Genomic DNA, 22415 nt, shown 5'->3' on the forward strand with positions numbered 1-22415 from the left:
CGGCTTCGGTCGCACGTCCCCCGTCGCGGATGCGGACCGCGCCGCCGTCAGCCTCGGTGCCGAGCGCGTAGCTTCATACCGGAAGCCGCGGCCACTGCGGCGCGATGGTCTTCATCGGCGGCGCGGTCGGCTCTCTTCTCGGCCGAGCGGCGACGCTCGTGTCGCCCGCCGCGGCCGACCCGACGGTCGCCGCCCTCCTCGGCGTGGCCGTCGGCGTCCTCCTCGGGACCTGCTCGGGGCTGGTCCCCGGTCTCCACGCGAACGCCTTCGCCCTGCTTCTCGCCGGCGTCGCGTCCGACGCGCCCGGGCCGCCCGTCGCCGTCGCGGCCGCCGTGCTCGCCGCGTCGACGGTTCACACGTTCCTCGACGTAGTGCCGGCGCTGACGCTCGGCGTGCCCGACGCCGCGCTCGCGCCGGGCGCGTTGCCGGCGCACAAACTCGTCCTCGGCGGGCGCGGCCGGGAGGCGCTTCGGCTGTCGGCGCTCGGAAGCGGCGCGGCGCTCTGTCTGGCCGTTCCGCTCGCGGTGCCGCTCACCGACGTGTTGGTCGAGGGCTACCCCGTCGTCCGCGACCGCCTGTGGCTAGTGCTCGCGGGCGTCGTCGTCGCGCTCGTCTGGACCGAACCGACCCGACGGGCCAAACTGGCGGCCTGCGTGACCATCGCCGCGTCGACAGGGCTGGGCCTCGCCGTCCTCGACCGGTCGTTCGGGGGGCCGCTCCCCGTCGGCGGCGCGTTGGCCCCGCTGTTGGCCGGGCTGTTCGGCGTGCCGGTCCTTCTGGCGGCGCGGCGGGGGTCCGGCGTTCCGCCCCAAGGCGATGCCGCGCTCGCAACGTCGCCGGGGGCGGTCGCGCGGAGCGTCGCCGCGGGGACCGGCGGCGGCGCGTTCGTCGGCTACCTTCCGGGCGTCTCGGCCGGCGTCGCCGGCACGCTCGCGCTGGCCGTCCTCCCCAGAACCGACCCCGACGAATCGACGCGGGCCTACGTCACCGCGACCAGCGCGGCCACGACGGCGACGACGGTGTTCGCGCTGTTCGCGCTCGCCGGGCTGGGGACGCCCAGAACGGGGGCGCTCGTCGCGCTCACCGAGGCGGAACTCCCGACCGGACTCGGCCTCGCGGTGCCGGTGACAGTCGTCTCGGGGCTCTGCGGGGCGGCGTTGGTGCCGGTCGTCGGCGACCGGGCGCTCGCGGTCGTCGGGCGGCTCGACCAGCGCCGACTCGTCGCCGCCGTCTGCGCGCTCCTCGTCGCGCTCTCGTGGGCGTTCGCGGGGGTCGCCGGGGTCGCCGTTCTCGCGGTCGCCGGCGTCGTCGGTCACGTCCCCGTCCGATTCGGCTGTCGGCGCGTCCACCTGATGTGCGTTCTCATGGGGCCGCTGATACTCGGATGAGGCGTGTCCACGCGGGCCACGGATTTCCCCCGCGGGAACCCGGAAAGACAACGGTTAAAAGTCGCGCGCCGGTTTATGAGCGTATGAGCGAGTCCGAACAGCGACACGCGCACCAGTGTGTGTCCTGTGGCATCAACATCGCCGGCATGAGCGCGGCGACGTTCAAGTGCCCCGACTGTGGCCAGGAGATTTCGCGTTGTTCCAAGTGCCGCAAGCAGAGCAACCTCTACGAGTGCCCCGACTGCGGGTTCATGGGTCCATAATCATGGGAAAAGTAGCCGCCAAAATCAAGGTCATGCCGAACAGCCCCGAGCTGGACCTCGACAACCTCGAGGACGCGCTCGAAGACTCCCTGCCCGAGGGTGCGAAAATCAAGGGCTTCGAACGCGACGACGTCGCGTTCGGTCTCGTCGCCCTCCTGCCGACCGTCATCGTCCCCGACGACGCCGGTGGCACCGAGGCCGTCGAGGAAGCGTTCATCGAAGTCGAAGGCGTCGAGAGCGTCTCCGTCGAGAACGTCGGCCGTATCTGAACTGACGACCGACCTTTTTCGTAGGTTCGTCCCCGGAGCGACTGCGCTCGCCCGCCGTCAGCGGCGCTCCATGAAGTAGACGCCGAGCACGACGCCGAACGTGAGCCCGAGCATCACGCCGATGGGCAGGGAGTTGCCGATGACGCCCGCGATGCCGCCGAGCAGGAAGCCGATTGCCAGCCCGATGCCGAACTGCTCGGCGCTGTGGCTCGACCCCTCGTGGTCGTCGGAATCGACCATCACGCGGTCGGTCGGTTCGGCGTAGCTCTGTCGCTGGGTGGACTCCGCGCTCAGGGAGAACGTCTCTTGGGACATACCTCATTATTCATCGTGCTGTTCAATAACCCTTACTCGCGTTCCCAGTTTCCGGCAACGACCGGTTCGTGAGGGCGCACGAGGGCGCATGAGGCCGAGCCGGCGCGGAGTTCGACGGCTCAGAACGCCGCGTCGAACGCCCGCTGGAGGTCGGCCTTCATGTCGTCGATGTGCTCGATGCCGACGGAGACGCGAATGAGGCCGTCGGTGAGTCCGGCTTCGAGCCGTTCCTCGCGGGGGATGGCCGCGTGGGTCATCGCCGCGGGCTGTTCGATGAGGCTCTCGACGCCGCCGAGACTCTCGGCGAGCGTGAACACCTCGGTCTCCTCGACGACGGTCGAGGCCTGTTCGAGCGAGCCGTCGAGTTCGAACGAGAGCATCCCGCCGAAGTCGTCCATCTGCTCGGCCGCGAGGTCGTGTTGCGGGTGGGAGTCGAGGCCGGGGTAGAACACCTCGGAAACCGCCTCGTGGTCGTCGAGCCACGCGGCGAGTTCGCGGGCGTTGTCGCAGTGGCGATCCATCCGGACGGGGAGCGTCTTCGTCCCGCGGAGGACGAGAAAGCAGTCGAACGGCGAGGGCGTCGCGCCGACGGAGTTCTGGTAGAAGCCGATTTCCTCGTCTAACTCCGCGTCGTCGGTGACGAGCGCGCCGCCGACGACGTCGGAGTGGCCGCCGAGGTACTTCGTCAGCGAGTGGGAGACGATGTCCGCGCCGTGGTCGAGGGGGCGCTGGAGGTACGGCGTGGCGAAGGTGTTGTCGACGGCGCAGAGCGCGTCGACCTCGTGGGCGATGTCGGCGAGCGCGCCGATGTCGTTGACGCGCATGAGGGGGTTCGTCGGCGTCTCGACCCACACGAGTTCGGTCTCCTCGCGGACGGCGTCGCGGACGGCGTCGTGGTCGGTGGTGTCGACGAAGTCGAACTCGAGGTCGAACTTCTCGTACACCTGCGTGAAGATGCGGTGGGTGCCGCCGTAGACGTCGTTGCCGGCGACGACGTGGTCGCCCGCTTCGAGGAGGTTGAGCACGGTGTTTATCGACCCCATTCCCGAGGCGAAGGCGCGGCCGTGCGAGCCGTGTTCGAGCGCCGCGAGGTTCGATTCGAGGTCGGTTCGCGTCGGGTTGCCCGTGCGGGAGTACTCGTAGCCGCGGTGGTCGCCCGGTCCGTCTTGGGCGTACGTCGAGTTCGCGTAGATGGGCGTCATGAGCGCGCCCGTCTCCTCGTCGGGCTCCTGTCCCGCGTGGATGGCGCGCGTCTCGATGCGCCGCTCGTCTTCGGACATACGAGAATCGCCGCGCCGACTCGGGTTAAGTCCGTCCCTCCCGCGCGACCACGCGGGAGACACACACGCGCGGTTCGTAACGTGCAATTTATAATGGCGACGCAAGTATTCGTTCTCACGACTATGCCGAGCTCCAACGGTCCGATGAAGGGGACGCGAGGAAAGCTCTCGAACAAGCCGCGCGAGCGCGGCACTTCGCCGCCGCAGCGCGCTATCGCGGAATTCGAGGAGGGCCAGAAGGTCCACCTCAACATCGACCCGAGCGTCCGCGAGGGTCGTTTCCACCCGCGCTTCAACGGTCTCACCGGTGAAGTCACCGGGAAGCAGGGCCGCGCGTTCAAGGTCCAGATTAACGACGGCGGCAAAGAGAAGACGGTCATCGTCCGTCCCGCTCACCTGCGCGCCCAGCAGTAAGCGATGACCATCTTCAAAGAAAAGCTCGACGAGGAGTATCTGACGACCTCCGAGGTCAAGGAACTGCTCGCCGAGGTTGAGGCGGAACGCGCCGCCGACGAAGAGCGCGAGATGCGCTACGAACTGGCCCGTGCGATAGAACACGTCAACCGGTTCGCCCACCTCGACCCCGAGGAGTCTCGCGAACTCGTCGAGGAGCTCGCCGAGCTCGAGAAGGTCGACGGTCCGACCGCCATCAAAATCGCGGACCTCCTCCCGCAGTCGCGCGACGAACTCCGCGCGGTGTTCGCCCAACAGCGCTACGCGCTCTCGGGCGACGAACTCGACGAAATCCTCAACGTCGTCGCGAAGTACGTCTGACCGCGCGACAGCGCGGCCAACTATTTAAATATCGGCTCGCCGTAACTACTGGTATGACACGTACGGAGAGCGGTGACGCCGACGCCACGACCGAGTACGTCGTCGTACTCGACGTACTCCGCCACGGGCGTCAGGGAGACGACCGACGGCGCTTCGACGCGGCACCCATCGCGTACGCGCTCGGAGAGTCGGACTTCCGTCTCCTCGAGTTGACCCTCGTCGAAGACGCCGACGTGAGCATCGGCGACCGACTCGTCGTCTCGCCGGTCGCCGACCGCGAGCTGATTCAGTCCGTCGAAGAACTCTCGTACGGCGACCTCTCGAACACGGCGACGGCCGAAGTCGACTACGTCGTCGAGGACATCGTCGAGGCCGACGAAACGCGGTTCGTCGACTTCTACAACGACGCACAGCCCATCACGTTGCGGCTCCACCAGCTCAACTTGCTCCCCGGCATCGGCAAGAAGCTCCGCGACAAGATTCTCGAATCGCGCAAGCGACAGGGGCCGTTCGAGTCGTTCGAGGACCTCGAAGAGCGCGTCTCCGGGCTCCACCGCCCGAGGGAGGTCATCGTCGAGCGCATCCTCGACGAACTCCGCGACAACGACGTGAAGTACAAGACGTTCGTCGGACGCGACGGGCAGTAGCGGAACGGGACTTTTACCCGCTCCCGCACGATACCTCTCCCAATGACGAGCGACGGTAGCGAACAGGGCCGCGGGACCGCCGCGCGCGACCCGGACGCCCTCATCCGGCGGGCGGGCGCTCGCGGGAACCCGGACCACGACCAGCACTTCCTCGTCGACGACCGCGTCGTCGACCGAATCCCGACGTATCTCCCCGAGGACGCGGACCGCTCGCACGTCCTCGAAATCGGCGGCGGGCCGGGCGTCCTCACGGACCGACTGCTCGGCGTCGCCGACCGCGTGACCGTCGTCGAACAGGACCGAACGTTCGCAGAACACCTGCGCCGCGAGTTCGCCGACGAGGTCGAGTCGGGGCGGCTCACGGTCGTCGAGGGCGACGCGCTCGACGTCGACCTGCCCGAGTTCACGGCGTGCGTCTCGAACCTCCCGTACGGCATCTCCTCGGAGATTTCGTTCCGCCTGCTTCCCCGAGGCAAGCCGCTCGTGTTGATGTTCCAAAAGGAGTTCGGCGAGCGGATGGCCGCCGAGGCGGGCACCTCGGAGTACGGTCGCCTCTCGGTGAGCACCCAGCACTACGGCGACGTGGAGGTCTGCGAGCACGTCCCCCGCGAGGCGTTCGACCCCAAGCCCGCGGTCCAGAGCGTCGTCGTCCGCATCACGCCGCGCGACCCGGACTACGAGGTCGACGACGAGGCGTTCTTCCTCGACTTCGTGAAGGCGCTTTTCACCCAGCGGCGCAAGACCATCAGAAACGGCATCCGCAACACGGCGCACATCTCCGGGCTGTCGGACCCCGAGGCCGTCGTCGAGGCCGCGGACGAAGACGTCCTCCGAAAGCGCGCCGGCAACATGGCTCCCGCGGAGTTCGCCGAGCTCGCGCAACTCGCCGCGTCGGTCGGCCTGTAATCCATGACGGTCCCCGCACCCGCACTCGCCGCGGCGCTCCTCCGCCTCGCCTCGACGGGAACGCCCCTCCAGAGCGACGCCATCCTCGACATCGCGTCGCTGTTCCCGACGTTCGAACTCCGCGTCGCCGCGAGCGTCCTCGTGACCGTCGCCGTCGTCGCCGTCTGGCGGCTCGGCGCGCGCCTCCACGACAAGGAGGTCGAGGCCGTCTCGATGCCGGTGTGGCATCTCTCGGTGACGGTCCTCCGTCTCGTCGTCGTCGCCGGCGGCGGGGCGTTCGTCTTCGCGCTCTGGTCGCTGTCGGGCGACATCGGCACGATTTCGGCGCAGTACGACGTCAACCGGCAGACGTTCGTCCGCATCGCGCTGTCGGCGGCGTTCGTCGTCGGCGCGTACGTCCTCACGAGCGTCCTCGGCCGGTTCATCGGCGAGATTGCGAGCACGCGCCCGGAGATTTCGGACCACCAGCGCGAAATCATCTACCGCATCGCGCAGGTGACGACCTACCTCGCGACGCTCGCGGTCATCCTCGGCATCTGGCGGGCCGACCTCGGCGGCTTCCTCGTCGGCGCTGGCTTCCTCGGCATCGTGGTCGGGATGGCGGCGAGACAGACCCTCGGCGCGCTCATCGCGGGCTTCGTCATCATGTTCTCCCGGCCGTTCGAAATCGGCGACTGGGTCGAGGTCGGCGACCACGAGGGCATCGTCACCGAAATCACGGTCGTGAACACGCGCATCCAGACGTTCGACGGCGAGTTCGTGATGATTCCGAACGACGTGGTGAGTTCGGAGAGCCTCGTCAACCGGAGCCGAAAGGGGCGACTCCGCCTCGACATCGAGGTCGGTGTCGACTACGACGCCGACATCGACCGCGCCGCCGAGGTGGCACAGGCGGCCGTCGAAGACCTCGACGAGGTGCTTTCGGTGCCGAAGCCGCAGGTCGTCGCCAAGCGGTTCGACGACTCGGCGGTCGTTCTCGGGGTGCGCCCGTGGATAGACCGCCCGAGCGCCCGCCGGTGGTGGCGCGCGCGGACGGCGACTATTTCGGCCGTCAGCGAGGCGTTCGACGAGGAGGGAATCACCATTCCGTTCCCCCAGCGCGCGCTGTCCGAGCGCGACCCCTCGGGTCCGATTCCACTCACCGACTCGCGGCCCGAAGCGAGTCCCGAAGCCGACGGCGGCGTCGAGGAGGCCGACGAATGACCGACCTCGCCGAACGCCGCGGGATGAACACCTCGGTCTACCAGCCCGCGGAGGACTCCGGCCTGCTCGCGCAGGCCGCGGTCGGCCGCGTCTCGGGGCGCGTCCTCGAAGTCGGCACCGGCTCGGGCTGGGTCGCAGAACGGCTCGCGACGAAGACCGACGCCGACGTGGTCGCCAGCGACCTCAACCCCCACGCCTGCCGGCAGGCCGCCGAGCGCGCCGCCGCCCTCCGTGCCGACGGCCACCGAGGATTCGAAGTCGTCCGCGGGAGCCTCGTCGAACCGTTCCGCGACGACGCCTTCGACGCGGTGGCGTTCAACCCGCCGTACCTCCCCGAGGACCTCGAAGCCGCGCGCGACGACTGGATGGAGGTCGCGCTCACCGGCGGCGAGGACGGCCGCGAAATCATCGACCCCTTCCTCGACACGGTCGGGCGCGTCCTCAAACCGGGCGGCACCGTCTTCCTCCTCGTGAGTAGCTTCACCGGCTACGACGAGGTGCTCGCGCGCGCCGAGGCGAACGGCTTCGGCCACGAAGTCGTCGTGCAGGAGTCGTACCCCTACGAGACGCTCACGGTACTCGCGCTAGAATAACCAATGCGCATATGTTGATACAGGAAATATTATACACCGTCATTTCTTAGCCAGGAGTGATGACTGAACTCGTCTCGACGACACCGGGACTGTATCCCCTCCCGGATTGGGCGAAACAGGAGCTTTCGGACCTCAAGGGCCACCAGAAACACGACCTCATCTCCGGTAACGAGGGCGCAGACATCGTGGGCGCGTACGATCGCGCCCGCGAGGAGGTCGTCTCCGAGCAGACCGATGCCGGCCTCGACCGCGTCGTCGAGGGGCAACTCCGCTGGGACGACATGCTCGCGCACCCGCTTACGGTCCACGAGAACGTCGAGACCGGCGGCATCGTCCGCTACTACGACAACAACAACTTCTACCGCGACCCGCAGGTCCGCGGCGAACTCACCTTCTCCGGCGACGTCGCGGCCGAGCTCGACGCCACCGCCGACCTCCTCGGCGACGAGTCGCTACAGGCGGTCCTCCCCGGTCCGTACTCGCTTTCGGACCTCGCCACCGACGAGCACTACGGCGACGAGGCCGACTTCCTCGACGCCGTCAGCGAGTTCCTCGCGGGCGAGGTCGACGCCTTCCCCGACCACGAGACGCTGTTCCTCCTCGAACCCTCGCTCGTGTTCTCGCCGCCGGGCGAGGACGTCGACGAGCGCGTCCCCGAGGCCATCTCGGCCGTCTCCGACGCGACCGACGCCGACGTGGTCGTCCACACCTACTGGGGCGCGCTCGACGAGAAGGTCTACGCGCACCTCATGGACGCCGACGTGGACGCCATCGGCTTCGACTTCGTCGCCGGCGACCGCGACCAGACGCTCTACAACGTCAACGAGTACGGCACGAAAGACGACATCGCCCTGGGCCTCGTCGACGGCCAGAACACGCTGGTCGAAGACCCCGAGACGGTCCGCGAGCGCGTCGAGTGGACCCTCGACAACGTCCAGAGCCAGACGTTCGACACCGCCTACGTGACCTCCAACACCGAACTGTTCTACCTGCCGGAGAACCGCGCGACGGAGAAACTCGCCGCTCTCGCGGCCGCCACCGAGGACGAACTGGAGGTGGAAGCATGAGCCGCGACGCCGAGAACCGCGAGCAGTTCCGCCCCGAGAACCACGACAACGAGCACTTCCTGCTCACGACCGTCGTCGGCTCCTACCCCAAGCCCAAGTGGCTCAACCGCGCCAACGACCTCGCGGAGGACCCCGACTCCAAGTTCACCCAGGAGCACCTCCACGAGGCCCACGACGACGCCTGTCGCGTCATCACCAACGAACACGAGCGCTCCGGCCTCGACACCGTCGTCGACGGCGAGATGCGCCGCGAGGAGATGGTCGAGTACTTCGCCCACCGCATCCCCGGCTACGAGTTCAACGGCCCGGTGAAGGTGTGGGGCCACAACTACTTCGACAAGCCCTCCGTCGTCGGCGAGGTCGAGTACGACGAGCCGTGGCTGGTCGACGAGTTCGAGTTCACGAGCGACGTGGCCTCCAAGCCCGTCAAGGTGCCCATCACGGGCCCGTACACGCTGGCGAGCTGGTCGTTCAACGAGCACTACGACTCCGAGGCGGACCTCGCGTACGCGCTGGCCGACCTCGTCAACGAGGAGATCGAACAGCTCGTCGAGGCGGGCGCGACCTACATCCAGATCGACGAGCCCGCGCTGGCGACGACGCCGGACGACCACGCCATCGTCGGCGAGTGTCTCGAACGCATCGTCGCGGGCGTCCCCGACGAGGTCCGCATCGGCCTCCACGTCTGTTACGGCGACTACTCCCGCATCTACCCCGAACTCAACGACTACCCCATCGACGAGTTCGACGTGGAACTCTGCAACGGCGGCTACGAGCAGATAGACGTGTTCACCGACCCCGAGTTCGAGCCGGACCTCGCGCTCGGCGTCGTCGACGTTCACACCGCCGAAGTCGAGACCGTCGAGGAGATAAAGGAGAACATCAAGCAGGGCCTGAAGGTCGTCCCGCCGGAGAAGCTCACCGTCTCGCCCGACTGCGGCGTGAAGCTCCTCCCCCGCGAGGTCGCCTACCAGAAGATGGAGAACATGGTCAAAGCCGCCCGCGAGGTCGAAGCCGAACTCGACGCCGGCGAAATCGACCTCGACGCGCCCGTCCCGCAGGCCGACTGAGCCACCGACGCCGCGTTTCGTTCTTTTTCGTCCGTCTCGACCCGCGACCACAGAGCCGCGGGACCGCACCGCCTTCGGTCGCGTCTCGGTCGGTGGTGGCGACGCGACGACGCGACGACTCGCCGGCGCGACTCAGGCGCGCTCGGTCTCGAACGAGCGACCGAGTGCGGCATCGTCGTCGCCCCGACGGTGGCCGGAGGCGTCGCCGCTTCCGACGCGCCAGCCGCCGTCAGCACTGCGAACCAGCGGAAGCTCCGCGCCGACGGCGTCCGAAATCTCCTCGGGGACCACGTCGCACGCCGCGGCGATGCGCTCGAACCGCGACCCGCCGGTCAGCGCCTCCGGGACCGGCACCCAGACCGCCGCGGTCCGGTCGTCGGGCGTCGCGAGCGCGAGGTCGAACCGCACGCCGTCCCGCCGGGAGAACCGAGCGAAGCCGCTCGCGCCGCGCCGCCGCTCGGGGACGACGTTCGTGACGACGCCGGAATCGACGTGGTCGAGCGCGCGCAGGCCGGCCACGCGGAGTTCCACGTCGCGGATGTCGGTCGGGCCGAGGACGACCGGCCGCGCGAGCGTCGAGAGCGTCGCCGCCAGTCGCGCGGTCGTCCACGCCGCAATCGCGGTCGCGCCGAGCATCGCCGCCGCGCCGCCGACGAACAGCACCGCGAGCGCGAGGACTACGAGTTCCACTTCGACCATGTGACACGATTCGCCGGGCGACGAGAAAACCGTTGTTCGCCGCGCGGTGGACGGTCAGGCCGCGGTGAGGGTCGCCGCCGAGCGCGGATGACCGATGGTAGAATCCCGCACACCGACCCGACGAGAGCGCCCTCTCGGCGGCTGGAGCGCGGACGAGAGGGGAGACGTGGCCGTCGCTCCTCTCGGAAGAAAGCGTGAGAACCGCGAGACGAGACTTACTCGTAGAGCCAGGTCTCGTCGACGCGCTCGTAGTCGACGAGTTCGTCCTCGTCGAAGAAGAGCGCGATTTCGCGCTCGTTCGCGCCCTCGTCCTCGTGGTCGGAGCCGTGGATGACGTTCCGGCCGAGGTCGAGACCGTAGTCGCCGCGGATGGTGCCGGGGGCGGACTCTGCGGGGTCGGTCTCGCCCATCATGCGGCGGACCTGTCGCGTCGCGTCCTGTCCTTCCCAGACCATCGCGAAGACGGGACCGGACGTGATGAAGTCGACGAGACCCTCGAAGAAGGGCTTGCCCTCGTGCTCGCCGTAGTGGTCGTGGGCGAGCTCCTCGTCGATCTGCATGAACTTGCCGCCGACCATCTTGAGACCGCGGTCCTCGAAGCGGGAGACGATGTCCCCGATGAGACCGCGCTGGACGCCGTCGGGCTTGACCATCACGAAGGTGCGCTCAGCGTCGGACATCAGTTGTCCTCCGACTTGCCGCTCGCGCGGCGGCCGGCCTCGGTCCACTCGAGGTCGCGGGCTTCGCGGCCGAGGAAGTAGTTCTTCTCGGCCTTCGAGTCCTTGAAGTGGAGGATGGTGCCGTCGGTCTTGACGTACATCGTGCCCGTGCCGGGCTCGATTTCGTCACCGCTGTAGTCGCACGTGCGCTTTTCGACCATTGTTACTGCCCTCCGATGGAGTCGGCGTCACGCTGAGTCTCGCGGAGCTGGAGGATGTCGCCCTCGCGGACGGGACCCAGCACGTTTCGCGTGATGATACGGCCCTGGTTGGAGCCTTCGCGGATGCGGCACTTGACCTGCATGGCCTCGCCGTGCATCCCAGTCTTTCCAACGACTTCGATGACTTCGGCAGGCGTCGAGTCGCTGGCTTGTTCGTCCGCGCTCATGGTCGGTTATCGAAGGTCCTCGACCTTAGTCGCAATGTCCTCGACATCGTCGGACGCGTCGCCGGCGTCGACGATGGCGGCCGCGGCACTGCCGACTTCGAGGCCGGCGGCGTGGCCGATGTCGTCCTGCGTCTCGACGAAGATGAACGGAATGCCCTTCTCGTCGGCGAGTTCGGGCAGGTGCATGACGATTTCCTCGGGGGAAACGTCTTCCGCGATGAGGACGAGCTGGGCGTTGCCCCGCTCGATGGACTTGGTCGTTTCGTTGGTTCCTTTCTTCACGATACCAGTATCTCGGGCGACCTCGAGCGCCTCGACGGCGCTGTCAGCGAGGTCGGCCGGTACGTCGAAGTCTACGTAAACAGCCATTGTTGTTCACCTATATCCTGCTCGCGGGCTCGACTCCCTCGCCGGTATCACACCGGTCGGTCGGTCGCGACCGGTCAACGATTTCCCTACGGCGAGGAGGTTCATCAACCCCGGACAGGCTGTAACCATCCTTTGCTCCGGCCCCCATAAAAGCGCTTTCAAAATCGTAGCGCCGTGCGACGCGTCCGCACGACCCGCGAATCGCCCGATTTCTCGCCGACCACAGCGACCCGAATCTGCGTGTCGACTGCTCACACGACTCGCGTTTGGCGGCGTGTGACACCCCACTAGAACCACCGCCGTACCGACCGAACTGCGGGGCGCTCGCGCCCGACCGAAGAACGTGAATAGCCGCGCCGACGTACCGATACCATGACCGAACTCGGCGACGACCCCGACGTCGAGGCGCTCGCCGCCGCCCGCCGCGAGGAGGCGCTGGCGACGAATCAGCGACGCCTCATCGTCCTCGCCGGCGACCGGGACGCCGGCATCGACGCCGCCTTCGACGCGGTCCGCGGGGCCGACGTGCCCGACGACGAGGTGACGTTCGTCACCGCCCGCGAGGGCTTTCGCTTCCACCGCGTCGAACCGAAGCGCGCCTCCTCGCTCCTCGGGACGACCCGGACGCTCGTCGTTCTCGACGCCCACGAGGACTTTTCGGCGAACGCGCTCGGCCGCGTCGCCGGCGCGGTCGACGGCGGCGGCCTGCTCGTTTTGCTCACCCCCTCGCTCGACGACTGGCCGGCCCGCCACGACTCGTTCGACGAGCGATTGGCCGTCCCGCCGTTCACCGTCGGCGACGTGACCGGTCGCTTCCGCGGCCGACTCGTCTCGACGCTCCGGGACCACCCCGGCGTCGCGCTCGTGGACCTCGATTCTGGGACCGCCGAGCGCGACGGCGCGTACCGACAGGGAATCAGCTTCGACGCCGCCCCGCCGCGGGTGCCGAGAGAGGGGGACCGCAGATTCCCGCGGCGCGCCTACGAGGACTGCCTCACCGCCGACCAGTCCGAGGCGCTCGCCGCGCTCGAAGCCCTGACGGAACCGGGGACCGCCGTCGTCGTAGAGGCCGACCGCGGCCGCGGGAAGTCGAGCGCGGCGGGCCTCGCCGCCGGGAGCCTCGCGGCCGAGGGCGCGGACGTGGTCGTGACCGCGCCCGGAAAGCGGAACGCCGCCGAGGTGTTCGCCCGCGCGGAGCGACTCCTCTCCGAACTCGGCGCGCTCCGGGGCGGCGGCGCGGACGACTTCGACATCGCGGCCGACCGCGGCGGGCGCGTCCGCTACGTCCCGCCGACAGAAGCCGGCGCGGCCGGGGCCGACGCCGACGCGCTCGTCGTGGACGAGGCCGCGGCCCTCCCCGTCAGGCTCCTCGAATCGTTCCTCGCCGCGCCCGCGGTCGCCTTCTGTACGACCGTCCGCGGCTACGAGGGCGCGGGCCGCGGCTTCGCCGTCCGCTTCCGCGACCGCCTCGACGACGCGGACCGCGAGGTGACCGACGCGCGCCTCGACGACCCGATTCGCTACGCCGCCGGCGACCCCGTCGAGTCGTGGACGTTCCGCGCGCTCCTCCTCGACGCCCGGCCGCCGGTCGACCAACTCGTCGCGGACGCGACGCCCGAATCCGCCTCCTACCGGGCGCTTTCGCCCGACGACCTACTGGCGGACGAACACCTGCTCCGCGAGGCGTTCGGCCTGCTCGTCCTCGCGCACTACCGGACCGAGCCGGACGACCTCGCCCGCCTCCTCGACGCCCCGAACCTGACGCTTCGGGCGCTCACCCACGAGGGCCGGGTCGTCTCGGTCGCGCTCCTCGCCCGCGAGGGCGGCCTCGACGCCGACACCCGCCGGCACATGTACGACGGCGACCGGGTCCGCGGGAACATGCTCCCCGACGTGTTCACGAGCCAGCTCCGCGACGAGGGGGCGGGAATCCCCGTCGGTTACCGCGTGATGCGCATCGCCACCCACCACGCGGTCCGGTCGTCGGGCCTCGGCTCGCGGCTCCTCTCGGAGCTACGCGACGAGTTCGCGGACGAGGCGGACTACCTCGGCGTCGGCTTCGGCGCGACTCCCGACCTCCTCTCGTTTTGGCGCGACAACGGCTACGGTACGGTCCACCTCTCGACCACCAGAAACGACACCAGCGGCGAGTACTCCGCGCTCATGATGCGCCCGCTGTCGCCCGCCGGTCGCGACCTCCGCGACCGCCACGCGAGGTGGTTCCTCGGCCGCGTCGGCGACGTGCTCGGCGACGCCCTCTCGGACCTCGACGCCGACGTGGCGCGGACCGCCCTCGCCGCCGTCGAGGCCGGTTCCGACTCCGACGCCGACGCCGGCCCTGAGTCAGCCTTCTCGCCCGACCTCTCCGAGTACGAGTGGCGCGTCGTCGTCGGCGCGTCGTACGGCCCGGGACTCTACACGACCGCCCCCGGCGCGTTCCGGCGACTCGGACTCGCGCACCTCACGAACCCCGAGCGCGCGTCGCTCACGCCTCGGGAAGAGCGACTGCTCGTCCGCAAAGTCCTCCAGACGCGCCCGTGGGACGCCGTCGCGGACGAACTCGACTTCCACTCGACCGCGGGGGCCATGCGCGCGCTCGGCGACGCCTACGAACCGCTCGTGGACGAGTACGGCACCGACGCGGCCCACGCCGAGCGCGAGCGGTTCCGGTGACGCCGCCCGTGGGAACGGTCGCGCCGGTCGCCCGCGCGCCGACACACCGATAGTCGTCGGTGCCGACGCTCCCCGTATGGCCGAGTGTAGCGAACCCGACTGCGGAAACATCGCGGCGGTCAGGCTCTACGTGCCGTGGGACGCCGACAGGAACGTCTGTACGGCCCACGCGAGGGCGCTCGTCCAGCGGGACGGCGTCGTCGCCGAACCTCTCGACGGGGCCGCAGACGATTGGTCGTAAGCCGGTCGGGTGGTCGCGCGACCGGTCGCACGCGGGGCAGTCGCAGACCCACGCGTCGCTGGCGGAAGCGACGACGCGCAGAAAATCAGGGTCGGAGACGGAGCGAGTCCGCGCTCACCGGAGCGACACGGCCATCATCACTTCGTCGACGTAGTCGCCGTCTATCTTGTAGTGGCCGTCGCGGACGGCTTCGGTCTCCCAGCCGTGGCCTTCGAGGAACGCGATGGCCTCCTCGTTGGTCGCCGGGATGCTGTTGTAGAGCTTCTCGAAGCCGCGCTCGCGCGCCCAGTCGACGCCGCGGTCGAGGAGTCTGCTCCCGACGCCGTTACCGCGGAACTCCGGTCGCGTGCCGACCGTCAGGACGGCGGTGTGGCTCAGCTTCTCCGCCTCGGGCAGGTCGAGGTGGACCCAGCCGGCGAGCTCGTCGCCCACGGTGGCGACGAACACCATCCGGGAGTTCACGTCGTTGTGCCGGAGGACGACCTCCTCGTGGTCGAGCAGGTCGGCGACCGTCTCGGCCTCGATGTACCGGCCCTCGTCTGCGACCTCGTGGATGGCGTCGACGAGGCTCTCCAGGTCGACGTTCTGGGCCATCCGAATCGTCACGTCGAGGTCGCCGAGTTCGACCGTCTCCGCCTCGCCGGGCGCGTACGCCACCTCGACGTGGTTGCCGACTTTTCGGATGTAGCCGTCGCGTCGCAGAACGGTCAGGTGCGCCCCCAGCGCCGCCGGCTCGAAGTTGAGCGCCCGGCGTACCTCGTCTTCGCGGACGGTCCCGTTGCGCTCGATGTACTCGTAGATGTCTTTGCGGTCTTTGTGTCCGAAGTTGAGACTGTCAGTTACTTCCATGGTACACAATCACACTCATGATTTATAATTGTTGTTCGTGTTCGACTCGCCGACAGTCGGCTTCGCCGACGCGTGAAACGGGACCGCGACCGCGGGGCGCGGGCCGGCCTCAGCGCCGCTCGGGGACGCAGGTCAGGAGTTGGGCGGTGTCGACCACGTCGTGGGTCCGAAGCAGGACTTCGGCGGCCTCGCGCACCGTGAAGTCCGCGTCGAGGTCGACGCCGTAGCACCGGGCGTACATGGCGAGCCAGTCGTTCATCGCCCGGTGGAGGAGTTCGAACTCCTCGCCGGTGAAGGAGACCAGTCGGTCGCCCGTCCGCGCCCGGATGTAGAGCGAGACCGCCGGGCCGACGCCGTCGCGGGCGCATTCGAGCGCGCGCCGGTCCGCGGCCGACGACGGTGGCGGGTCGAACGACTCCCGCGCTTCCCGCGCCTCGGCGGCGAGGGCTCTGGCGCGCTCGCCGAACCGCACGTCTTCCGGGTGACGCTCCTCGGCCCCGCGGCCGTCGGCGACGGGTTGGGAGTCGGGGCGAGATTCCGGGCCGGTCGCGTCGCCGCTCATCTTCGCACCCCCGTCACCCCCACTTGAACTCGACGCCCTTGTCGCCGCGCGGGTGGCTCCAGTCGGTGTCGGCGACGACGGCGCAGGTGCCGCACTCGACGCAGGGCTGGGTGTCGAGGCTGACGACGCGCTCCTCGGAGCCGTTGGTCCGGACGACCTCCTCGCGGTAACAGCCGCCGCCGAAGTCGACCGCCGAGACCGGACAGGCCGCCACCGCGGCCCCGCTCGCCTCGAAGGACTCGTCGCGGAGCGTGATGTGCGGGTTGCCGATGTCGGTGTCGTAGGTCAGCCCGCCGATGCGGGCTTCGAGGTCCGGCGGCGTCACCGAACTCGTCTCGCGCACCCGCGTCCCCAACTCCTCGGCGATGACCGTCGGGAGCGTGACGTAGGGCGTCCGCGTGTCCGGCATCAACGCCGACAGCGTCGGGACGTTGTAGAGGCGTTCGAGCCGCCCGGAAAGCGCCCTGATGCCGGCGCGACCGACCGCCGAGGTGAGCACGGAGTCGACCACGCCGGTCACGCCGTCGTCCTCGGCGACGCCCCGGAGCAGTTCGTAGCCGCGTGGGCGGAGCTTCTTCATCACGCCCTCGCTCCGGAGTTTGCGGGCGTAGCGGGTCCCTGCCTTCTCCGGTTCGTTGCGCGATTTGGCCTGCGCGTACGACTCCGCGGCGAGCGCGCCGGCGGTGACGGCGTGGTTCATGCCCTTGATGATTGGCCCCTGCGCCTGCATCTGGCCGGCCGCGTCGCCGACGAGGAGCAGGCGGCCGAAGTGCGGTTCGCGCAGGGCGACCTTCTTCGAGTCGGGCACGAGCTTCGCGCTGTACTCCAGTTCCGTGTAGTCGTCACCGAGCCACTGCGCGAGAAGCGGGTGGGTCAGAAGTCCGTCCAGTAGCTCGTGTGGCTCCGCCTCCTCGGCGACGAGGCTGTCGAGGTGGAACACCGTCCCGAGCGACAGCGTGTCGCGGTTCGTGTAGAGGAAGCCGCCACCGCGGACGCCCTCGAAGAGGTCGCCCGAGAACAGGTGGGCCGCGCCCTCGTCGTCAGCCACGTCGAACCGGTCGGCGATGGCGTCTTCCGGCATGTCGACGACGGCCTTGACGCCCTGGAACCACTCGTCTGGCTCGTCCCAGTCCATCAGGCCCGCGTCGCGGGCGAGTTCCGAGTTCACCCCGTCGGCGGCGACGATGATATCGGCCGTTATCGGGTCGAGTTCGTCGAGCGTGACCCCGACGATGCGGCCCTCCTCGCGGAGCAGGCCGTTGACGTGGACGCCCGTCAGGAGACCGCCGCCGGTCTCGCGGGTCCGCTCGTGGACGCGGTCTTCGAGCCACGAGTCCATCTTCCGCCGGAGGACCGAGTCGGACCACTCGGTGTCGTGTTCGTGGAGGTCCGTGAGGTCGAACGACTCCACCTTGTCGCCGGCGATGTTGTGGATGCGGTACTTCGTGATGGGCCGCTCGGCGGCCGCCTCGCGGAAGCCCGGAAAGAGGTCGTCGATGGTGTACGGCGCGGACTCCTCGGCGTAGATGAGCCCGCCCGAGACGTTCTTCGACCCGGCCTCGACGCCGCGTTCGAGGACGAGCGTCTCGATGCCGTAGTTGGCGAACGTCGCGGCCGCCGCCGCGCCGCCGGGGCCAGCCCCGACGACCAGCGCCTCGTAGTGTTCGTAGTCGCTCATCGCGACTCACCTCGGTCGTCCGCGGCCGCGCCAGCGCCAGCGTCGGGCGCTCCGGCCGGCGGCGTCGATGCCGCGCGTCCCCCGTCGCTGGCGACCGCCGCCTCGAACCGGCCCTCCTTGAGCGCCGTCGTCAGCCTCGGCAACACCTCGAACAGGTCGCCCTCGATGAAGTAGTCCGAGAAGTCGCGGATGCGGGCGTCGGGGTCGGTGTTGACGGCGACGATGGTGTCCGACTCGTCCATGCCGACCTTGTGCTGGACCGCGCCGGAGATGCCCGCCGCGACGTAGAGCCTCGGCGCGACGACCTGCCCCGTCTCGCCTATCTGTCTGTCCTCGTGGGTGTACTGCTCGACGTGGCCGTCGAAGTTGAACGACCCCGTGACGATGCCGCGGGTGACGCCGACCTCGGCGTCCTCGAACTGGTCGGCGAGGTCCAAGGCGAGTTCGATGCCCTTCGTCGGGTCGTCGCCGATGCCGCGGCCGACCGCGACGATGACCTCGTGGCCGGTCAGGTCGATACCCTCGTCGAGTTGGTCGAAGTCCGTGACGGTGACGCGGAACCAGTCGTCGTCGAGCGGGGCGTCGTGTTCGACCACGAGTCCCTCGCGGTCTGGGTCCGGGTCGGGCACGTCGAAGCTCCCGGGGATGACCGACGCTCCCTGCGGGTGGAACTCCCGCGTCGGGTTGTCGATACAGAGAATCGTCGAGTACTCGAAGCCCGAGAAGTCCGGGCGCTTCATGTGGAGGACGCGCTGGAACTCCTTTTTCTCGCCGGCGACGCCGGTCTTGACCGGGTTCGAGATGACCTCTTCTGTGATGTACAGCCCCGAGCAGTCGCTGGCGAGGCCGGAGTCGAGTTCGGCCTGCACGAGCGCCGAGAGGTCCCGGCCGTTGTTCGTCGCCGGGAACAGCACGTACCGCGGCTTGTCGTAGTCGCGCCACGGCTCGTCGCGACCGTCCGTGACCTCGAAGTTCTGGTGGGTGGCCCCCGCGCGGGCCATGTCGCAGAATATCTCGGTGTACGGCTTGTGCTGGAAGCGTTCGAGCCGGGCGTCCTCGCGGACGACGACCACGTCCGCGCCGTAGGCGATGACGTCCTCGACGTGCTTCGACACGTCGGAGCCGATGAGCACCGCGACGACCCGCTCGTCGGTCGTGTAGTCGTCGTTGTAGGTGTCCATCAGCTCGCGGGCCTTGCCCAGCATCTCCTTGGACACGTCCACGAGTTCGCCCGCCTGCGTCTCGCAGTAGACCCACATGTCGCGGTAGGTCCCCCCGTGGAGCGACCGGACGTGTCGCTTGTCGCGGGTCGGGTGGTCGAGGTCGGGGTGGCGCTCCTCGGGCGTCCGGTCGTCCACCTCGATTTCCGTGTCCTCCTCGTCGCTCCCCTTCACCGAGTCGATGCGGTTGCTGATGAGTCGCTTCACCGGGTCGCGGTCCTCGCCGGCCTCCTCGCGTTCGAGGAGCGCTTCGAGCTCCGAGACCTCCTCGACGCTCTGGAGGGTGTTCCCGATTTCTGCGGTGCTCATCGACGCGAGGTCCAGTTCGCCCGCGTCCGCCGGCTCCTCGTCGTCCTCGGAGAACTTCTCGATGCGGCTCTCGATGAGCGCGACGGCCGGCGCGCGGTTCTGCCCGCGGTGTTCGGCCTGTAGAATCTCCTCTAGCTCGCCGAGGTCGTCGATGTCCTTGATGGCCGGGCCGAGCTCCGAAATCTCGTAGTCGCCGGGGTCGAAGTCGGTCACGCTCAGTCACCCCCCGCGGCCGCGGTGTCGCCGCCGTCGCCGTCGCCCACCGCCGACTGCATCGCGGTCAGCACGTCCTGCATGGCTCTCGTATCGTCCGGGTCGACCATCGTGGCCTCCCGCTCCGCCGGGGCCTTCGGAATCGGGTCGACCGACGAGACGATGGTCGGCGAGCCGTCGAGGCCGATGTAGTCCGGGTCGACGTTGATGTCGGCGTGGTCCCGCACTGTCAGGTGCTCCTCGTAGTTTTCGGCGCGCGCCCGGGTCTCCTCGCGGAGGTCCTTCAGCGTCAGGCGCTCGCCCGCCGTCCGATACGACGGCTCGAACTCGGGGTCCGCGACGACGAACGCCGGAAGCTCCGTCTCGACGGTCTCTATCTCCTCGATGTCGCCTTCGACCAGTCGCTTGGCGCGCAGGGTCCCCGCCTCCTCGTCGATGTCGAGGGAGACGACGTGGGTGACGAGCGGCATGTCGAGACACCAGTTCGTCTGCGGGCCGGTGTGGCCCGTCTCCCCGTCTGCGGTCTTGAACCCGGCGAACACCACGTCCGGTTCGCCGAGCGTCTCGATGCCCGCGCTGAGGGTGATGGCCGTCGCCCACGTGTCGGCGGCCGCCATCTCGCGGTCCGAGACGAGGTGGAGGTCGTCGGCGTACACCGTCTCCATCGCCTCCTGTAGCACCTCCTTGTACCCCGGCGGCCCCATGCTCATCACGCTCACCCGTCCGCCGTGTCGAACCCGCGTCTGGAGCGCCGCCTCCAGCGCGAAGCGGTCGTTCGGATTCATCACCGTGGGCGTCTTCCCCCGTTCGAGGTGCCCGTCCTCGTCAAACGATACCTGGCCCTCCCGGAAGTCGGGAACGCCTTTGGTAAGTACCACCATGTGCATTGAGAACACTCTCCAGTTAATGCTAGCTCATATTCATAATAATCTTTTGTACTAGGTTGCCGGAACGTCTGCGCCGCTCGGCGGCGTCGCTGGCGGCGGCGTCACCCGCAAAAAGTCGGGGTTTCTTCCCTCAGATGCGTCCCGCTCGCCCGGGGTCGACGTCGATGGCGTCGACCGGGCAGACGTCGACACAGAGCATGCAGTCGATACACTGGTCTTCGTGGGTCGGTTCGGCCTTGATGTCCGACTCGGGGTGGTCGGGCGTGTCGACCCACGTGAACACGTCCACGGGGCAGTCTTCCAGACACGCCCCGTCGGCGAGACAGATGTCGAAGTCCACCGCGACGTGCGTGCCGTGGATGCCGAGTTTCTCCGGCGGCTCGACCGGTCCCCAGACGGCCACGCCGTTTTCCTCTCCGACCTTCTCCCTGTTTGCCTCGAACTGCGGGTCGATAGCCATGACTCTTAGTGACATATTCCGGTAGAGGCAATAAACTATCCCCCGAACGGGCGATTCTCGGCGACTCGTCGCGGGAATCGGTGGCCCGTTACACTCACCGTTTCCCGCCGCAGTCTCGACGCGCCACTCGGTGGGGTGAATAGCCCCCGGCCCGAACCACCGCGGTATGGACGTGTTCCTCTGGATTGCGCTCGCCCTCTTGGTCCTCGGCGTCGTCGGGAGCGTGCTCCCGCTTCTCCCCGGCGCGCTCCTGTCCGTGCTCGGCGTGGTCGTCTACTGGGTGGCGTCCGGTTTTTCCGACCCCGGTCCCATCGCGTTCGTCGGCCTCACTCTCGTCGGCCTCGTCGCGCTCGTCACCGACTACGCCGGCGGGATGGTCGCCGCGCGGTTCGGCGGCGCGTCGACCAGAACGTCGATTATCGCCGGCGTCGCCGGCTTCCTGCTCATGTTCCTCATCGGCCCGCTCGGCATCTTCGTCGGCGTCGCGGGCACCGTCTTCGCCCTCGAATACCTCGACCATCAGGACGCCGAAGAGAGCGGTCGGCGCGCCCTCGTCGCCACCGTCGGCGTCCTCGCCACCGCGGCGGTGCAGGCGCTGTTGACGTTCTCCATGCTCGTCGGGTTCGTCCTGACCGTGGTGCTCTGAGCGCCGACCGACTTCGCGTTCCCGCCGATCTATCGCTCGTCGCGCCGCCGAATCAGTCCCGTCTCCGCGTCGGCGACGACCCGGGCGGGCGCGCCGTCGGCGTCCACCCGAAGCGGCATGACGTACAGGTCGAACGTCCGGTCGGTCGGGAGCGCGTCCAACCCGCGGAGGTTCTCGACGACGAGGAGGTCCGCCCCGAGAATCGCGTGGTGAGCGGGCACGTCGTCGCCGCCGGTCGGGTCGGGGCTGAGCGCGTCGATGCCGACCGAGAGTTCCCGGTCTGCGCAGGCGCGCGCCGTCTCGGGCGCGAGCGCCGGGTGGTCGGTCATGCGCTCGGTCCCCCACTCGTCTTCCCAGCCGGTCCGGAACACGAGGAAGTCCACGCGCGGTTCGAGGTGTTCGGGAATCGCGTCCGGCCCGATTCGGCCGCCGGCCCCCGCGTCTCGGCAGTCGATGGCCCGAGCGGTGAACCGGAGGTCCTCGACCGGGAAGTCGTCGAGCGTCGCGCCGTCCGGCTCGGTGTGGGCGGGGGCGTCGACGTGCGTGCCCGCGTGGGTTCCGAGTTCGAGCCGCGAGACGCGGTAGCCGTCGGCGTCGAAGTCGGCGTGCGACTCGACTGTGACTTGCGGGTCGCCGGGGTACGTCGGCATCCCCGTTTCGACGCGGCGGGTGAGGTCGAGGAGGGTCATACGACTCCTTAGGCGCGGGTGGGTAAAACGAGTGTTCG

General features: G+C 68.9%; 28 protein-coding genes. 14 read left to right on the plus strand and 14 right to left on the minus strand.

Annotated elements, in window-relative coordinates; translation table 11 throughout:
* Positions 1-104: 104 nt before the first annotated feature.
* The 3 genes from C438_RS10605 to C438_RS10615 all read left to right on the plus strand — a co-directional run bounded on the left by C438_RS10605 (position 105) and on the right by C438_RS10615 (position 1920).
* Positions 105-1388 carry a tripartite tricarboxylate transporter permease gene (locus C438_RS10605; protein WP_004969378.1) on the plus strand — a complete coding sequence of 428 codons (1284 nt, stop codon included), beginning with the start codon at positions 105-107 and terminating at the stop codon, positions 1386-1388.
* Between the two features lie 83 nt (positions 1389-1471).
* Entirely contained in the window at positions 1472-1651 is a 180-nt protein-coding gene (locus C438_RS10610) for an HVO_2753 family zinc finger protein (RefSeq protein ID WP_004042997.1), read from the plus strand.
* A 2-nt stretch (positions 1652-1653) separates the two neighbouring features.
* The gene (locus C438_RS10615) at positions 1654-1920 is read left to right on the plus strand and encodes an elongation factor 1-beta (protein WP_004969379.1); all 267 of its coding nucleotides are present in this window, start codon (positions 1654-1656) and stop codon (positions 1918-1920) included.
* Positions 1921-1977: 57 nt separating this feature from the next.
* Here the strand turns inward: C438_RS10615 and C438_RS10620 are convergent, their stop codons facing one another.
* The gene (locus C438_RS10620; protein WP_004969380.1) at positions 1978-2235 is read right to left on the minus strand and encodes a hypothetical protein; all 258 of its coding nucleotides are present in this window, start codon (positions 2233-2235) and stop codon (positions 1978-1980) included.
* 119 nt (positions 2236-2354) lie between these two features.
* Complete coding sequence (locus tag C438_RS10625) at positions 2355-3515, minus strand: cystathionine gamma-synthase (protein WP_004969381.1); 1161 nt, start codon at positions 3513-3515, stop codon at positions 2355-2357.
* Positions 3516-3638: 123 nt separating this feature from the next.
* Between C438_RS10625 and C438_RS10630 the strand changes: the two genes are divergently transcribed.
* From C438_RS10630 to C438_RS10665, 8 genes are read left to right on the plus strand one after another with little or no spacing between them, the layout of a single operon-like run.
* Positions 3639-3929, plus strand: a complete 291-nt coding sequence (locus C438_RS10630; RefSeq protein ID WP_004061361.1) for a 50S ribosomal protein L21e — start codon at positions 3639-3641, stop codon at positions 3927-3929.
* A 3-nt stretch (positions 3930-3932) separates the two neighbouring features.
* Positions 3933-4289, plus strand: coding sequence for an RNA polymerase Rpb4 family protein (locus C438_RS10635; RefSeq protein WP_004042989.1), 357 nt, complete (start codon positions 3933-3935; stop codon positions 4287-4289).
* 53 nt (positions 4290-4342) lie between these two features.
* Positions 4343-4936 (plus strand): DUF655 domain-containing protein, encoded by a 594-nt coding sequence (locus C438_RS10640; protein WP_004969382.1) that lies wholly within the window; start codon positions 4343-4345, stop codon positions 4934-4936.
* Positions 4937-4978: 42 nt separating this feature from the next.
* On the plus strand, positions 4979-5842 hold the full coding sequence (locus C438_RS10645) for a 16S ribosomal RNA methyltransferase A (protein WP_004969383.1): 864 nt from the start codon (positions 4979-4981) through the stop codon (positions 5840-5842).
* Positions 5843-5845: 3 nt separating this feature from the next.
* Positions 5846-7045, plus strand: coding sequence for a mechanosensitive ion channel family protein (locus C438_RS10650; protein WP_004969385.1), 1200 nt, complete (start codon positions 5846-5848; stop codon positions 7043-7045).
* The gene (locus C438_RS10655; protein WP_004969386.1) at positions 7042-7638 is read left to right on the plus strand and encodes a HemK2/MTQ2 family protein methyltransferase; all 597 of its coding nucleotides are present in this window, start codon (positions 7042-7044) and stop codon (positions 7636-7638) included. The genes C438_RS10650 and C438_RS10655 overlap by 4 nt, the downstream gene beginning before the upstream one ends.
* 59 nt (positions 7639-7697) lie before the next feature.
* The gene (locus tag C438_RS10660; RefSeq protein WP_004969387.1) at positions 7698-8705 is read left to right on the plus strand and encodes a vitamin-B12 independent methionine synthase; all 1008 of its coding nucleotides are present in this window, start codon (positions 7698-7700) and stop codon (positions 8703-8705) included.
* The gene (locus C438_RS10665) at positions 8702-9775 is read left to right on the plus strand and encodes a methionine synthase (protein ID WP_004969388.1); all 1074 of its coding nucleotides are present in this window, start codon (positions 8702-8704) and stop codon (positions 9773-9775) included. The genes C438_RS10660 and C438_RS10665 overlap by 4 nt, the downstream gene beginning before the upstream one ends.
* A gap of 132 nt (positions 9776-9907) precedes the next feature.
* Here the strand turns inward: C438_RS10665 and C438_RS10670 are convergent, their stop codons facing one another.
* The 5 genes from C438_RS10670 to rpl7ae form a co-directional block, all read right to left on the minus strand.
* Entirely contained in the window at positions 9908-10474 is a 567-nt protein-coding gene (locus C438_RS10670; protein WP_004969389.1) for a hypothetical protein, read from the minus strand.
* 215 nt (positions 10475-10689) lie between these two features.
* Positions 10690-11154 (minus strand): nucleoside-diphosphate kinase, encoded by a 465-nt coding sequence (gene ndk, locus C438_RS10675; protein WP_004969390.1) that lies wholly within the window; start codon positions 11152-11154, stop codon positions 10690-10692.
* A complete protein-coding gene (locus C438_RS10680) occupies positions 11154-11354 on the minus strand; it encodes a 50S ribosomal protein L24e (RefSeq protein ID WP_004969391.1) in 201 nt (66 codons plus the stop codon). Before C438_RS10680 ends, ndk begins: the two co-directional genes overlap by 1 nt.
* Positions 11355-11356: 2 nt before the next feature.
* Positions 11357-11581: a 30S ribosomal protein S28e gene (locus C438_RS10685; protein WP_004042966.1), complete on the minus strand. Its 225-nt coding sequence runs from the start codon at positions 11579-11581 to the stop codon at positions 11357-11359.
* A gap of 6 nt (positions 11582-11587) precedes the next feature.
* Positions 11588-11950 carry a 50S ribosomal protein L7Ae gene (gene rpl7ae / locus C438_RS10690; RefSeq protein WP_004042964.1) on the minus strand — a complete coding sequence of 121 codons (363 nt, stop codon included), beginning with the start codon at positions 11948-11950 and terminating at the stop codon, positions 11588-11590.
* Between the two features lie 372 nt (positions 11951-12322).
* Here rpl7ae and tmcA point away from each other — a divergent pair, with 372 nt between their 5' ends.
* Together tmcA and C438_RS19705 are read left to right on the plus strand one after the other, a co-directional pair.
* Complete coding sequence (gene tmcA, locus C438_RS10695; protein WP_004969392.1) at positions 12323-14623, plus strand: tRNA(Met) cytidine acetyltransferase TmcA; 2301 nt, start codon at positions 12323-12325, stop codon at positions 14621-14623.
* Between the two features lie 76 nt (positions 14624-14699).
* Positions 14700-14864 (plus strand): hypothetical protein, encoded by a 165-nt coding sequence (locus C438_RS19705; RefSeq protein ID WP_004969393.1) that lies wholly within the window; start codon positions 14700-14702, stop codon positions 14862-14864.
* 114 nt (positions 14865-14978) lie between these two features.
* Here the strand turns inward: C438_RS19705 and C438_RS10700 are convergent, their stop codons facing one another.
* The 6 genes from C438_RS10700 to C438_RS10725 all read right to left on the minus strand — a co-directional run bounded on the left by C438_RS10700 (position 14979) and on the right by C438_RS10725 (position 21042).
* Entirely contained in the window at positions 14979-15713 is a 735-nt protein-coding gene (locus tag C438_RS10700; protein ID WP_004969394.1) for a GNAT family N-acetyltransferase, read from the minus strand.
* 109 nt (positions 15714-15822) lie between these two features.
* Positions 15823-16275, minus strand: a complete 453-nt coding sequence (locus C438_RS10705) for a hypothetical protein (RefSeq protein ID WP_004969395.1) — start codon at positions 16273-16275, stop codon at positions 15823-15825.
* A 13-nt stretch (positions 16276-16288) separates the two neighbouring features.
* Positions 16289-17953: an FAD-dependent monooxygenase gene (locus tag C438_RS10710; RefSeq protein WP_004969396.1), complete on the minus strand. Its 1665-nt coding sequence runs from the start codon at positions 17951-17953 to the stop codon at positions 16289-16291.
* Complete coding sequence (locus C438_RS10715) at positions 17950-19695, minus strand: electron transfer flavoprotein subunit alpha/FixB family protein (RefSeq protein ID WP_004969397.1); 1746 nt, start codon at positions 19693-19695, stop codon at positions 17950-17952. Before C438_RS10715 ends, C438_RS10710 begins: the two co-directional genes overlap by 4 nt.
* A 2-nt stretch (positions 19696-19697) precedes the next feature.
* Positions 19698-20582 carry an electron transfer flavoprotein subunit beta/FixA family protein gene (locus C438_RS10720; RefSeq protein ID WP_049917962.1) on the minus strand — a complete coding sequence of 295 codons (885 nt, stop codon included), beginning with the start codon at positions 20580-20582 and terminating at the stop codon, positions 19698-19700.
* 130 nt (positions 20583-20712) lie between these two features.
* Positions 20713-21042 carry a 4Fe-4S dicluster domain-containing protein gene (locus C438_RS10725; RefSeq protein WP_004969399.1) on the minus strand — a complete coding sequence of 110 codons (330 nt, stop codon included), beginning with the start codon at positions 21040-21042 and terminating at the stop codon, positions 20713-20715.
* Between the two features lie 166 nt (positions 21043-21208).
* On the opposite strand from C438_RS10725, the gene C438_RS10730 reads away from it, so the two are divergent.
* Positions 21209-21688, plus strand: coding sequence for a DUF456 domain-containing protein (locus C438_RS10730; RefSeq protein WP_004969400.1), 480 nt, complete (start codon positions 21209-21211; stop codon positions 21686-21688).
* A 29-nt stretch (positions 21689-21717) separates the two neighbouring features.
* Here C438_RS10730 and C438_RS10735 read toward each other — a convergent pair whose 3' ends face one another.
* On the minus strand, positions 21718-22377 hold the full coding sequence (locus C438_RS10735) for a cyclase family protein (protein ID WP_004969401.1): 660 nt from the start codon (positions 22375-22377) through the stop codon (positions 21718-21720).
* Positions 22378-22415 lie beyond the last annotated feature (38 nt).

The sequence above is a fragment of the Haloferax denitrificans ATCC 35960 genome (genome assembly GCF_000337795.1).
In the GTDB taxonomy this organism is placed as follows: Archaea; Halobacteriota; Halobacteria; order Halobacteriales; family Haloferacaceae; genus Haloferax; species Haloferax denitrificans.